The organism is Antrihabitans stalagmiti (assembly GCF_016482825.1).
Lineage (GTDB): Bacteria > Actinomycetota > Actinomycetes > Mycobacteriales > Mycobacteriaceae > Antrihabitans > Antrihabitans stalagmiti.
This window is the reverse complement of record NZ_JAEMNV010000009.1, coordinates 212,452-224,711: the sequence shown is the minus strand read 5'-3', so window position 1 is coordinate 224,711 and position 12,260 is coordinate 212,452. Positions and strand designations below refer to the sequence as shown.

General features: G+C 63.6%; 13 protein-coding genes and 1 tRNA gene. 6 read left to right on the top strand and 8 right to left on the bottom strand.

The features are described 5' to 3' along the window. Positions 1-159: 159 nt before the first annotated feature. Positions 160-1,437, top strand: a complete 1,278-nt coding sequence (locus tag JGU71_RS24570) for an MFS transporter (protein ID WP_199707307.1) — start codon at positions 160-162, stop codon at positions 1,435-1,437. On the opposite strand, the gene JGU71_RS24565 is transcribed toward JGU71_RS24570, so the two are convergent. Together JGU71_RS24565 and JGU71_RS24560 are read right to left on the bottom strand one after the other, a co-directional pair. After that, positions 1,434-3,254, bottom strand: a complete 1,821-nt coding sequence (locus tag JGU71_RS24565) for a glycosyltransferase family protein (protein ID WP_233530037.1) — start codon at positions 3,252-3,254, stop codon at positions 1,434-1,436. The two genes, JGU71_RS24570 and JGU71_RS24565, sit on opposite strands and share 4 nt — an antisense overlap. A 169-nt stretch (positions 3,255-3,423) precedes the next feature. Continuing rightward, positions 3,424-3,855 (bottom strand): nitroreductase family deazaflavin-dependent oxidoreductase, encoded by a 432-nt coding sequence (locus JGU71_RS24560; protein ID WP_199707303.1) that lies wholly within the window; start codon positions 3,853-3,855, stop codon positions 3,424-3,426. Positions 3,856-3,987: 132 nt separating this feature from the next. On the opposite strand from JGU71_RS24560, the gene JGU71_RS24555 reads away from it, so the two are divergent. Beyond that, positions 3,988-4,061 (top strand) — tRNA-Ile (locus JGU71_RS24555). 121 nt (positions 4,062-4,182) lie between these two features. Here JGU71_RS24555 and JGU71_RS24550 read toward each other — a convergent pair. Continuing rightward, positions 4,183-5,130, bottom strand: coding sequence for an MBL fold metallo-hydrolase (locus JGU71_RS24550; protein WP_199707301.1), 948 nt, complete (start codon positions 5,128-5,130; stop codon positions 4,183-4,185). A gap of 47 nt (positions 5,131-5,177) precedes the next feature. Between JGU71_RS24550 and JGU71_RS24545 the strand changes: the two genes are divergently transcribed. Beyond that, positions 5,178-5,600, top strand: a complete 423-nt coding sequence (locus JGU71_RS24545) for a MerR family transcriptional regulator (RefSeq protein WP_199707299.1) — start codon at positions 5,178-5,180, stop codon at positions 5,598-5,600. A 112-nt stretch (positions 5,601-5,712) separates the two neighbouring features. On the opposite strand, the gene JGU71_RS24540 is transcribed toward JGU71_RS24545, so the two are convergent. Together JGU71_RS24540 and JGU71_RS24535 are read right to left on the bottom strand one after the other, a co-directional pair. After that, positions 5,713-5,952 carry an ANTAR domain-containing protein gene (locus JGU71_RS24540; protein ID WP_199707297.1) on the bottom strand — a complete coding sequence of 80 codons (240 nt, stop codon included), beginning with the start codon at positions 5,950-5,952 and terminating at the stop codon, positions 5,713-5,715. Between the two features lie 173 nt (positions 5,953-6,125). Then, the gene (locus JGU71_RS24535; protein WP_199707295.1) at positions 6,126-6,968 is read right to left on the bottom strand and encodes an SDR family oxidoreductase; all 843 of its coding nucleotides are present in this window, start codon (positions 6,966-6,968) and stop codon (positions 6,126-6,128) included. A gap of 114 nt (positions 6,969-7,082) precedes the next feature. Between JGU71_RS24535 and JGU71_RS24530 the strand changes: the two genes are divergently transcribed. Continuing rightward, positions 7,083-8,105 (top strand): helix-turn-helix transcriptional regulator, encoded by a 1,023-nt coding sequence (locus tag JGU71_RS24530; RefSeq protein WP_199707293.1) that lies wholly within the window; start codon positions 7,083-7,085, stop codon positions 8,103-8,105. 56 nt (positions 8,106-8,161) lie between these two features. After that, complete coding sequence (locus tag JGU71_RS24525) at positions 8,162-8,365, top strand: three-helix bundle dimerization domain-containing protein (protein WP_199707286.1); 204 nt, start codon at positions 8,162-8,164, stop codon at positions 8,363-8,365. An 86-nt stretch (positions 8,366-8,451) separates the two neighbouring features. Here the strand turns inward: JGU71_RS24525 and JGU71_RS24520 are convergent, their stop codons facing one another. Further along, positions 8,452-8,649 carry a hypothetical protein gene (locus JGU71_RS24520; protein ID WP_199707284.1) on the bottom strand — a complete coding sequence of 66 codons (198 nt, stop codon included), beginning with the start codon at positions 8,647-8,649 and terminating at the stop codon, positions 8,452-8,454. A 19-nt stretch (positions 8,650-8,668) separates the two neighbouring features. Here JGU71_RS24520 and JGU71_RS24515 point away from each other — a divergent pair, with 19 nt between their 5' ends. Next, entirely contained in the window at positions 8,669-9,133 is a 465-nt protein-coding gene (locus JGU71_RS24515; protein ID WP_199707282.1) for an SRPBCC family protein, read from the top strand. A 484-nt stretch (positions 9,134-9,617) separates the two neighbouring features. Here the strand turns inward: JGU71_RS24515 and JGU71_RS24510 are convergent, their stop codons facing one another. Next, complete coding sequence (locus JGU71_RS24510; protein WP_199707280.1) at positions 9,618-10,853, bottom strand: allantoate amidohydrolase; 1,236 nt, start codon at positions 10,851-10,853, stop codon at positions 9,618-9,620. A 78-nt stretch (positions 10,854-10,931) separates the two neighbouring features. Next, positions 10,932-12,254, bottom strand: a complete 1,323-nt coding sequence (locus JGU71_RS24505; RefSeq protein WP_199707278.1) for an FMN-binding glutamate synthase family protein — start codon at positions 12,252-12,254, stop codon at positions 10,932-10,934. Between the last annotated feature and the right edge of the window lie 6 nt (positions 12,255-12,260).

Sequence of the window (12,260 nt, the reverse complement as noted above, 5' to 3'; positions counted from 1 at the left end):
CCATTCAGTGCTGTGTGTGGTTCGTTCGGCAATGGGTCGGAGTGGGCTGTCGATTCTCGACATCGCCATCGAGTGCATTGTTGTTCATGCCGAAACGGGCGTCTCGACCTGCAAAGCTATGCGCTGGACGACGCGGCAGGGCGAGTACGGTTACCGCTGATGAGCCGATCGTGGGTGGTGTGGACGACAGGCGTCGTCGCGTACGTCGCGGCGGTCCTGCAGCGGACGACCTTCGGTGTCTCGGGCCTGGACGCTGCCGAGCGATTCGATGTGACGCCGACGGTCCTGTCCGGCTTCGTCGTGCTGCAGATCATCGTCTACGCGGGTATGCAGATCCCGGCTGGCGTGCTGCTCGACAGGGTCGGTGCCCGGACGATGATTGCCGTCGGTGCTGCGACGATGGCGGCCGGTCAGTTCTTGCTTGCGTTCACGGAGTTGCTTCCGCTTGCGTTCGTCGCCCGGGTCCTCGTCGGTGCCGGTGACGCGTTCACCTTCATCTCCGTGCTTCGACTTGTGCCGCAATGGTTCGCGCCACGTCGTGTGCCGGTGGTGTCGCAGTTGACGGGCATTCTCGGCCAGCTCGGTCAGGTGCTGTCGGCCGTCCCGTTCGTCGCGATACTCGGTGCGACGGGATGGCAGACCGCCTACGGTGTCGTCGCGACGACCGGATTGCTCGTCTGTGTGCTCGGCCTTGCGGTGATCCGGAATACGCCGCCGGGAACGACGCTGACGACGAATCCGATGGGTGTCCGCGAAGTCGGGCGCCAACTGCGCCTGGTCTGGATGCGGCCGGGCACGCGGCTCGGCTTCTTCACGCACATGGGCACCCAGTTCTCCATCACGACGTTCGCGTTGATGTGGGGTGTGCCGTATCTGGTCTCCGCGCAGGGACTTTCGAGGCAGGCAGCTGGTGCGATGTTGACCGTGTCCGTCGCATCAGCCGTCGCCGCCGGCCCGATACTCGGAGTGCTGACCGGCCGCTATCCGATGCGACGGTCCTGGCTGGTGCTCGCGATCATCCTCAGCAACGTCGTCGTCTGGACCGTCGTCCTTGCTCGGTCGGAACCGTCACCACTGTGGTTGCTGTGTCTGCTCGTGATCGTGATCTCGGTCGGCGGTCCGGGGTCGATGATCGGCTTCGACTACGCGCGGACCTCGAATCCCGGCAGCAGTTTGGGGACCGCTCAGGGGATGGTCAACATCGGCGGTTTCCTGGCTACGTTGATCGTCATCGAGGTGATGGGCGTGATTCTCGATCGCCGTGGCGGCTACAGCTTCGATTCGTTCCGCGTCGCCTGGCTGTCGTTGTATCCGGTGTGGGCACTTGCCATCGTCGGAGTGCTGATCACACGCAACAAAGCGCGGAAGAAGCTCGCCGACGAGGAAGGCGTGCACGTGAAGCCGCTCCGCGAAGTTGTGGAGCGGATTCGCCGTTAGGTTCGGGGGTCGGGCTGAACGTCGGCTCGGAAGCGCACGTCCCAGAGCCACACGTCGTCGACCTGCCGACCCGGGTCACCGAGTATCTGCGTCACGGTTGCCTTGAGCGCTTCCTGGTTCTTCTCTTCGGGCAGTACGAGAATCTCGGCATGCCAGAAGCGCAGGTCGGCGATCGCCGCAGCACGGGTCTTGTCGTCGATGATCGGCACTCGGCCGGTCTTCTGCACCTGAGAGAGCAGGCGTGCCGTCGGGCGTTCGACGGGACCGTAGATGCCGGTCTTGTCGTCGGTGCCCGGTCCGAGGAAGTAGCCGCCGGGGACGGCGAAACCGAAGTCGCTTTCGGCCTGCCAGCGCAGGGCAGCGGCATCCTGCGCTTTGGGCAGCGGGACGGTGACGATCGAGCCGTCGCCCGCGTAGTTCTGCCACGTGCCGTCGGCGAAGAATTCGGGTGTGGCCGGACGCTCTACGACGGGTAGTGGGGTCGGCGTCAGGGGGAGTAGCGCCACGGCCAAACCGACCAACCACGGCACCGACGACGCGCGAAGCCGCAGTGCGCGCTCGGTGCCGAGGGCAAGCAGAATGCCGATGAGGGGGAGTGCGGCCATCGCGAACCGCGTCTCGAGCAACGACTCGAAAAGGGGAAGCTTGCCGATCAGGTGCCACGGCATCGGGATCCCGGTGCCGACCCACCCCACAGTGATTTCCGGACCCATCGACAGGATCAGAACACCGGCCATCGTGATGGACGCGGTACGTGCGATGCGGTTTCGCCACAGCCAAATTGATGCGAAGGCCACGAAGGCGAGTAGCGGCCAGCCGAAGTAGGCGTTCTCTTCGGTCGGATTGATCGCGACGTCCTGCCCCGGTGGCCAGAGGATGCCGCCGATCGACTGCGACGGGAACTGGAAGAGGGACAGCGAGTCGTTACCGGTTTTGTCGTGGCTGAGCAGGTGGTAGCTCTGGGGTCCGAAGAACTGCCACCACAGCGGAATTGCCGTGATCGCGACTGAGATCGCGACGGCGAGGCCGAAAGCCTTGCGGGCGTTGCGTACCGCGGGCATGAACTCGTCGCGGCGCTGAAAGTAGTAGACAGCAGCAAAGATTCCGAAGGCGATCGCGAAGATGAGAAGTGGTTCCTCACCGAGCCCGATCTGCAAGGTCACCATCAGGCCGAGCACGATGCCGTCGCGAATCCACTTGCCGCTGTGAGTCAGTCGAATCATCTGCAACACGAGCAACGGAAGAATGAAGAGGCACACGAAGTTCGGGTGCGCGTTGGCGTGGGAGATCATCGAGGGCGCGAAACCGCAGAAGAGTCCGCCGATCGCTGCTGCGGCGCGTGATTCGACGAGGTGACGCGAGAACACCCAGTACCACGCGAGAGCTGTTCCGAAGAGGCCGACCGTCAATGCAAGAACGTAGGTGACGATCGGGCCGAACATCAGCGTCACGGGTGCCAGCGGGATGCTCACGCCGAACATCGCGGTGTTCGCCATCATGTTCACGCCGAGCGGGAAGTTCTGGAGATCGGTGCTCAGTGGGCTTTCGAAGTTCGACAACGAGTGCGCGGCGACGGCGAAGAACCACTCCCACATCGTCTGGTCCTGGCCACTCTTCGACAGGTAGCCGTTGCCGAGATTTCGCCACTGATGGTTGAGGACGAAGACGGCCAACCCGAGGAAGACGAGGGCAACAGTGGAATCGGTACGCGACCAGTTGTCGCGGATTCGTTCGGCCCAACGACGCTTCGGCTTGGCAGTCGCTGATCCCGATCGTCGTTCCAGAATCGGTTCGGCGGTCGTGGTCAGTGCTGGCATCAAAGGCATCCGTCTCTGTCGAGGTGTGGCGTCGGGCAAGTGGCCCAGAGTACCTACTCGAACCAACAAATGTCTGTGACCTGCGACGCAACGCATGGTCGAACGAGAGCCGACCAACTGCTGAGAGAGGGGTTCCCAGAATGTGGTTTGTCTAAACCTCGCGCTGAGATCAGTCGGTCGGCTTCAGCGCGACAACCGCGATCGGACGGCTCGTTTTCTTCTGATATTCGGCGTACTGCCCGCGGTTGATCTTGTTCATTTTCGCCCACATACGGTCGTAGCCGTCGTCGCCGGGCAGGACCGTGCGTGCAACGACGTTGTGCCTGGTCCGGCCGATTTGCGCGACGACATTGGGGTCGGCATTGAGGTTGTGCCACCACGCGGGCGGCCGCGGCGATCCGCCCTTCGATGCCACGACGAGGAACTCGTCTCCGTCCTTGCCGTAGGTGAGCGCCGAGGTCCGCGGTTCGCCCGACTTACGGCCAACCGTATGTAGCAGCAACGTCGGCATGCCGAAGAGCAACCGATGACCGAGGAACCCGCCGCTGCGCTCGTAGATCTCCTGATGAACCTTGAGCATGGTCACGAAAAGATCAGGCATGAGGCTGGAGACCTTCCATCGGCGGATCTGAGTGTGCTCAAGCCTATGACGGTTGCCTGGCTTGATCTCACCTGGTTCGTCGTCGACCACAGTGGGTCGGTACCATCGCAACGCCCCGCGCTACGCGGGTCTGGGGCGGTAGCTCAGTCGGTTAGAGCCGTGGACTCATAATCCATTGGTCGCGGGTTCGAGCCCCGCCCGCCCCACAAAGCGTTCTGACCTGCCAGAGCAGGAGAGGCGTCAGCCGAGCTGGTCAAGCACAGCTCCGACGAACCGGGCACCGCGCGGCGTCAGGTGCAGGTTGCGCCCGAATTTCCTGACTCACCGCTATGGCTCGTCCTGCTCCGCACGCGTTGCGAGCCGGCGTGTTGCGTCGTGGTCATGGGTGGGGATGATGGTGGCGAAGTGGCGCGCCAGGTGCAGGCGGTGCAGCGATTTGAAGGTGAGGTCGCGGTCGACATCGGCGAAATTGCCTGGGAAGCTGGCCTTTTGACGAATTTCGTCGATCTGCAGTGAATGCCAGGCGGCGTCGCCCGCCAACAGGATCCAGCCGCGCCGGGTGTGGGCAAGGATGCCGATGCTGCCGGGGGTGTGGCCGGCGAGGTCGACCAGGACGATGCTGCCGTCGCTGAACAGGTCGTGGCTGCGGGTGAAAGTGAGGACTGGCGGGCCATCGAGGTCGTACTCGACGAGCGGACGATCCTTGAGAGAATCGCGCACGCCGCCGACTGGAGCGACGGTGCCTCGGGAGATCCAGTTGTGCTCGGTGCTGTGCAGATGCACCGGTATGCCCGGTAGGTCGAGCAACCCGCACACATGATCCCAGTGCGCGTGTGTCGGCAGCGCGAAATCGGGTGCGGGTAGGTCGGGCTCGGCCAGCAGTGCGGCGATCGTCGGGATGGTGTCGGACGGCGGGCGCACGGCCATCCGCAACAGTCTAGGTAGCTGTGCGAGGGCGCGATGATCGGCATCGACGCAGTAGCCAGGATCGACGATGAAGGTCGCGTCGGGGTGCTGGATCACGAACGATGTCAGCGAGTTGGTGATGCGAAGCGGGGAGAACCGCCCCTCCACGACGGCCGCCGTCGGTACCGAACGCGGTGTTTGCGCCAAGGAGGTCACCGTGACGGTGCGTCGGGCGTTGGGCAGTCCCGCATCGGAGATGGCCCGCAGGAACCGCTCATCGGGGCGCCGGGGTTGCACGGCGCCGGATACTGCTCCGATTGCTGCGGCGCAGCATTCGAGCAGACTGGGGGTACGAACCGCATCGGGCATGGACGAAACGTAATACTTAAGGTCGACCTGAAGTAAAGGGGTGCATCGTGACCACGATTCCGGCGATGAAGATCGGTGACGCCGCAGCCGCCCTCGGTATCGAGGCGCATGTGCTGCGGCATTGGGAATCTGTCGGCTTGCTCGCGCCGAAGCGCAGCCAGTCCGGCCATCGCAGCTATGACGAGCACATCCTCGACTACGCCCGGTTGATCCACACCCTGCAGCGCGCTGGATTGTCTCTCGATCAGATCAGGCGACTCGGCTACAGCGCTCGCGAGCAACGTTTGTCCCTCATCGACGCTCGCAGGGCTGAGGTGCGCAAGCGAATCGCCCTGCTGCACGCCACAGATCGGTTCCTCGAACACCTCGCTGCCTGCAGCCACCCGATCATCGCGGAATGCCCCGAATGCTCGGACTTCGCAAAGCGGGGCCACCTGCGCAGCTCGGGCAAATTCCCCAAGCGACCGTAGGTCGGCCGACAAACGCTCTACGGCTTACCTGCCGAAACGACGGCTGTCGTCGCCTACGTCGCCGAGCCTGGGGTCACCCACGCTGAAGTCGCCTCTGGTCGGAGTTCGGATATCACGGCTTTCGATGCGATTCCGCGCAGAAGGTGGTCGACCTTTCCAGCACCGTCACAGGAAGCTCCACGTCGGTAATCGCTTGCAGGAGTTGATGAGCGAGTTCACGCAGCTTGATGTTGGCATCATGAGATCGCCACACCAGCACCTCGAAGGCGCGTGCGGCGTTGACTCCGGATTCAAGCATGAGCACTCCCTTGGAGCGTTCCATCGTGGCGCGGGATTCGGTGAATTCATACACCGCTGAGTCCATGACGGCGTGCACATCGGCCCGTTGGGAGTCGGTGATATCGATGTAGAAGCAGGTTGTCGCGATTATCTGTCCCGCAGCGTCGACGGCACAGTCGCCCACCACAAATACTCGGCGAGTGCGGCCGTGGTCAGTGGCCGCTAGCGCCGAGATCGGTTCTGAAGTTATGCGCCGAAGTCCGCGCGATGGTCGGTTGCCCACTGCTCGAGCGAGCGGCCGGGACGTCGCGTGACGGGGGTGACGGGGCGCGGCTGGTCGGGGGTGGCGAGTGTGTCGCTCCAGTAGTCGAGCAGCATCTTCAGCACTGGCTCCGGGATGAACTGCTCGGTCTCGGAACGAAACTCGTCGGGGGTGATTTCGATGAGCTGGATCTTTCGGTCCAGTGCGTTGCCGATAGCCGCGACCTGCTGGGTCCGAGTAACCGCCTGCGGTCCGGTCATCGCAATGACCTCGCCGAGGTAGTCGTCGCTGAGCAGGGTCTCGGCGGCGGCCTCGGCGACGTCGTACTCGTGGATCGGTGCCTGCGCGGAGGCGAGGAAGGGTGCACGGATCGGGGCGCCTGTCCGGATTTGCCAGGCCCACGAGAGCAGGTTGTTGGCGAAGGTGCCCGGACGCAAGATGGTCCACGCATCGGTCCGCTCGGTGACGGCTGCCTCGACAGCGCTGTGGTGGAGCTGGCTCGCCGAGCCGTGATCGCGTGGGAACTCCAGCGCGGCGGCCAAAGAGGACAGGACGGTGAAGCGATGCACACCGGCCGACACTGCCGCTGCAACGAACGTATCGACCCCCTGTGCGGGGAAGACGAATGCCTGGTCGACGCCGTCGAACACCTCGGGCCCGAGTGTCGAGGCATCGGCCAAGTCGCCGGCGACGACGTCGACGCCGGCGGGCAGCGCGGCATCATCGGGTTTGCGGGATACGGCGCGAACATCGGCACCGCGAGCGAGCAGGGTCGTGATGAGGTGCCGGCCGACTGAGCCTGTAGCGCCAGTGACGAGGATGGTCATCGAATTCTCCTTCGGTCTGCACCGGTCGTCCGGCGCGTCGTGAACAACTTCATCCTCTCGGGTATTGAGGACATAAAATGTCCTGAATTCTGAATTGGAAGGGAGATGCTGCAGATGCCGGAAAGCGCACCCACCGAACGTGCCCTGCAGCTTCTCGGGCTGCTCCAAACGCGCCGCTCCTGGCCCGGCAGCGAGCTCGCGCAGCGGCTTGGGACAGATGCGCGAACGTTGCGGCGAGACGTCGAGAGGCTACGACGATTGGGTTACCGGATCGAGGCGAAGCGCGGCCCCGATGGCGGTTACGGTCTCTCGACCGGTTCTGACCTGCCTCCGCTGGTGTTCACGCCCGACGAGGCGTTGACTACCGCCGCGGCACTCGCGTCGTCGGCGGCCAGCGGCGCCGCGGGCGGCGGCGAGCTGGCGCTGACTGCATTAGCCAAGATCGAACAAGTGATGCCCACGAAGGTCCGGCGGCGAGTGCGTGCGCTTCGGTCGTCGGTCTCGCTCGCCGACAGTCCCAACGCGGCATCGGGTGCCTATCCGGCGCCGCTGGATGCGGGGGTGTTGGGTGTCCTCGCGCTGGCGTGCCGAGATCACGAGCGCGTGCGGCTGCGCTATATGCACACAGCTGGACCCGAGGCCGGCCTGGATTTAGTGCGGAATGTCGAGCCGGAGGCGCTGGTGCCGCGTGGGACACGATGGTTTCTCATTGGTCGAGATGCCGACCGTGGCTGGCGCGCGTTGCGGGTGGACCGCATCACGCGAGCCGAACCCACCGGGACCCGCTTCTCGGCGCAACAGGTGCCTGGCGGTGATCCGGTGGCGTTCCTGTCTCGGCAGTTCGGTGCGCCGCCGCGCACCCACAAAGCGACGATCCTCATCCACGCCGGCCTCGAGCAGGTGCAGGCCTACATGGGTGGGTTCGCCTCCGATTTCACTGCCGTGACGTTGTCGACAGGCGAGGCCGCGACCCACTGGCGGATCGCCGACGTTCGACTCGAAGTACTCGCTGGGGGATTGTTGTGGGTGCGCTGGCCATTCGAGGTGCTCGACTCGCCGGAACTAGTTGCGCTGCTACAGGAGCGGGCCCAGGCGTTCGCATCCGCCGGGGGAGCGACGCAGCCGCTTCTCCCGTGACGCAGACTACTGTGCCGTCGGGGAACAGCGGCAATGAGTTGAAGGTTGCAGCAAATATGAATGACGCCGAAGAACAGAAGCTGTTGGAAGATATCGCGACGCGCCTTCGCGGACGCCACGAGGGCGTTCCGCCGCAGGTTGTCGAATCGATTGTCGGTTCTGCTTACGTAACCTTCGGCGATGCCCAGATCCGGGACTTCGTGCCGGTCTTGGTCGAACGACGAGCAGCTTCGCAGCTCGCAGGGCTAGCCACGTCCTAAGTCAGTGCTGCTGTGCGGCAACTGATGAGGCTGTTCACAAAACGGGCACCGTCATAGACTCGAATTTCGCGTGTTCCTAGAGCTACTCAGTCCTGGGTGGTGGTGTCGGTGCGTTCCAGAACGACGACCGGGATTTCTCGCGCGCCATGGGTCACGACTTCGGTGCGGATCAGCTTTACGAGATCCGCGCATTGCCTGACCTTTCCGCCTCGACAGCGCGACGCCAGGGGAAGGCTCAGCTGACGCATTTGACGTGCAGGAGCGTTATTGTCGAACGCGTCCACGCAGTCGTTTGGAGGCGAAATGTCCGGAAGTGAAATCAAGCTTTCCCAGCCAGTGAATGCACCCGTCGGCGACGTATGGGCCGTGCTCACCGATATCGAAGGCACCGTGGATGTCTTGTCAGGTTTGACCCGTGTGGAGCGCTTGGCGGGCAACGGGTTCGAGGTGGGGACGCGGTGGCGGGAGACCCGCAAGCTGATGGGCTCATCGGACACGATGGAGATGTGGGTTGCCGAGGTCGATCCACTCACTCGGACTGTCATCAAGTCGAGTGCGCGTGGTGTGGACTACACCACGGTCTTCGAACTCGTACCCGCCAGTGCGCGAACAGAATTGGCGATGACGTTCTCCGCGGTCGACGGCCCGTCGGGCGCGTTCGGAAAGCTCGTCGCCACTGTGACGGCACGCATCGGTGCAGCAATCACGAAGAAAATGATGATGCAGGACCTGCGCGACATCGCCGCGGCTGCGGAAGCGCGCACCTAAAGATCGCGGGCACCCACGTTCAGACTTGCGCGACGTGTCGGAACATCGAGATAGCCCTTCTATGTGTCGTGTGGTCGTAGGTGCGAACCGGAATGGATCTCGAGCTGCGCAAACCGCTCCGACAGGAACCCCGTGTGGCTAGCCGTGCGGCACGGACGCCGTCGAAATACACCATCGTGAGCTCTCGATCCTGAAAAGTGGTGTCCGAAAGGTCGACAAACCGAGTGCAAGTGGGTGTTGTGCGCGGCCCGCAAATGATGTGGGTCAGCACCAACGCCGATGTCCGCGCAAAACGCCGTGCAGTATGCACTTTCGCGACTGGGGTCCGACTAATAAGAACTTTGCATTCAACCGCGAAGCAGTGCCCTTCTCGGGCGTTGGTTTTCGATCCTTGTGTTGCCGGTCATCCTTGTGTCAGTACGTAACAGCTTCGGCTGGTTTCAGATCGACGCGGCACGGATGCGGTGTGCCGGAAGTCTTGGATTCAGTGGTGCTTTTCAGTGACCCAGTCCGCCATCACTTCGGCGAGGGCATGCGCACCGATGTTGCAATCGGCCTCCTCGGCGTACTCGTCCGGAGAGTGCGAGACACCGGTTGGGTTGCGCACGAACAACATTGCGGTTGGCACCTTGGCGGACAGGATGCCTGCATCGTGGCCTGCCGCGGTAGGGAGGACGGGAATATCACCCAGATGCGCCAGCGCGCGCTGCAGCTTCTCTCGTGGTTGAGAGGGAAACTCGACGATGGGTGTCACCGACTCAGCGAACACCTCCAGACCAACAAGATCGGCCAGTGCATGGGCCCGCGCTTCGGCCTCGATGACCGCGACCAGACTCTTCAGAGTCTCCTCGTCGGCGGCACGAGCGTCGAGCCACGCCTTGATCTCGGACGGAATCGCATTGGCGCCGTTGGGCAGTACACGAACCTTGCCGAACGTTGCGACCGCGTCGTGGGTCGTGGCCGCAGAACGGGCGCTGTGCACCGAGGACGCGAAAGCGAGCATCGGGTCTCGTCGATCGACCAGTCGCGTCGCGCCAGCGTGGTTGGCTTCGCCGGTGAACGTGAATTCCCAGCGGCCGTGCGGCCAGATGGAGGACGCTACCGCGATCGGCTTGTCCACGAGATCGAGCGCGCGACCCTGTTCGACGTGTAGTTCGACGTAGACCCCGACGCGGTCGACGAGCGTGTTGTCGGCGCCGATGTGCTCCGGCATTCGTCCCGCCTTGGTCATGGCCTCGGCCAACGTGACTCCGTTGGCATCACGCAAACTTCGAGCCCGGTCGGGGGAGAGGGCACCCGTGGTCAGTTGGCTGCCGACACAGGCGACTCCGAACCGGGCACCCTCTTCGTCCGAAAATGCCGTGATTGCTATGGGAATGGACGGTTCGACGCCGCGTTCGCGAAGAATGTCGACGGCAGCGAAGGCGGAGACGACTCCGAGAGGGCCGTCGTAGGCACCCCCGTCGGGAACGGAGTCGAGATGCGATCCGGTGACAAAGGCTCCGGTCGGGTCTCCGACCCAACCTTCTGGTAGCCACCATGCCCACAGGTTTCCGTTGCGGTCTTCCTCGACGTCCATCGACCTACGCGATGCCTCGCCGCAGAACCATTCGCGAAGAGTCAGATCTGCATCACCCCAGGCGAACCGGCGATACCCGCGGGTCGATTTATGTTGGCCGACATCGAGAATCGATGCCCAGAGGGAGTCGAAGGCTGTCATGTAGTAGTGCGTCCTCTCGGGGAGATATTGATGATCGGTGGTCGATCCGGCGACCGACCAACCACCCGATCGAAGATGTCAGTACCGTCCGGGGATCCAATTCGTGCCAGCGAGAGGTACACGCGCCATCGCCGACGCTTCGACGGTGAGCGCGACGAGATCCTCTGGTTCGAGATTGCGCAGATGCGACTTGCCGCATGCTCGCGCGAGTGTCTGGGCTTCCATCGTCAACACACGGAGGTAGTTCGCGAGTCGGCGTCCGCCCTCGACGGGGTCGAGGTTCTTGGACAGTTCGGGGTCCTGCGTGGTGATGCCTGCAGGATCACGTCCGGCCTGGAAGTCGTCGTAGAAACCGGCGGCGCTGCCCAGCGCTTCGTACTCCTTTGCGTAGCGAGGGCTGTTGTCGCCCAACGCAATCAAGGCTGCGGTGCCGATGGCGACTGCGTCGGCGCCGAGCGCCATGGCCTTGGCGACGTCTGCGCCGGAGCGGATACCACCCGAAACGATGAGCTGAACCTTGCGGTGAACTCCCATTTCCTGCAGGGCCTGCACGGCCTGCGGGATCGCGGCGAGGGTCGGAATGCCGACATGTTCGATGAACACGTCCTGTGTTGCGGCCGTGCCGCCCTGCATGCCGTCGACGACGACGACATCGGCTCCGGCCTTCACCGCGAGTTTGACGTCGTAGTACGTGCGGGTGGCGCCGACCTTGATGTAGATCGGCTTTTCCCAGTTGGTGATCTCGCGGAGTTCGATGATCTTGATGGCGAGGTCGTCCGGTCCGGTCCAGTCCGGGTGGCGGCAAGCGGATCGTTGGTCGACGCCCATCGGCAGGGTGCGCATACCGGCAACGCGTTCGGTGATCTTCTGTCCCAACAGCATGCCTCCGCCGCCGGGCTTCGCGCCTTGCCCGAGGACGATTTCGATGGCGTCTGCCTTGCGGAGATCGTCGGGATTCATTCCGTAGCGTGACGGCAAGTATTGGTAGACGAGGTTTTTGGACTGGCCCCGCTCTTCCGGCGTCATACCGCCGTCACCGGTGGTGGTGGACGTTCCTACTTCGCTGGCGCCGCGGCCGAGGGCCTCTTTGGCCTGACCGGACAGCGCGCCGAAGCTCATTCCGGCGATCGTGATCGGAATGTCCAGGTGCAGTGGAAACTTGGCGTGGGTGTCGCCGAGAATCACGTCGGTGTCACACTTTTCGCGGTATCCCTCGAGGGGGTAGCGCGACATCGAGGCGCCGAGAAACAGCAGATCGTCGAAATGGGGGAGCTTACGTTTGGCGCCCCATCCACGAATGTCGTAGATGCCGGTTTCTGCTGCGCGCTGGATCTCGGCGATGACACCGCGGTCGTAGGTGGCCGACTCACGTAGCTGGGTCGCGGGGACGTGTGCGTTCATCTGTGT

Coding starts and splice junctions, on each gene's coding strand:
- JGU71_RS24535 (WP_199707295.1), bottom strand. CDS start 6,968: ATGACCATCCTCGTCACTGGCGCTACAGGCTCAGTCGGCCGGCACCTC.
- JGU71_RS24565 (WP_233530037.1), bottom strand. CDS start 3,254: ATGCCAGCACTGACCACGACCGCCGAACCGATTCTGGAACGACGATCG.
- JGU71_RS24530 (WP_199707293.1), top strand. CDS start 7,083: ATGCCGGAAAGCGCACCCACCGAACGTGCCCTGCAGCTTCTCGGGCTG.
- JGU71_RS24510 (WP_199707280.1), bottom strand. CDS start 10,853: ATGACAGCCTTCGACTCCCTCTGGGCATCGATTCTCGATGTCGGCCAA.
- JGU71_RS24505 (WP_199707278.1), bottom strand. CDS start 12,254: ATGAACGCACACGTCCCCGCGACCCAGCTACGTGAGTCGGCCACCTAC.
- JGU71_RS24515 (WP_199707282.1), top strand. CDS start 8,669: ATGTCCGGAAGTGAAATCAAGCTTTCCCAGCCAGTGAATGCACCCGTC.
- JGU71_RS24550 (WP_199707301.1), bottom strand. CDS start 5,130: ATGCCCGATGCGGTTCGTACCCCCAGTCTGCTCGAATGCTGCGCCGCA.
- JGU71_RS24560 (WP_199707303.1), bottom strand. CDS start 3,855: ATGCCTGATCTTTTCGTGACCATGCTCAAGGTTCATCAGGAGATCTAC.
- JGU71_RS24525 (WP_199707286.1), top strand. CDS start 8,162: ATGAATGACGCCGAAGAACAGAAGCTGTTGGAAGATATCGCGACGCGC.
- JGU71_RS24570 (WP_199707307.1), top strand. CDS start 160: ATGAGCCGATCGTGGGTGGTGTGGACGACAGGCGTCGTCGCGTACGTC.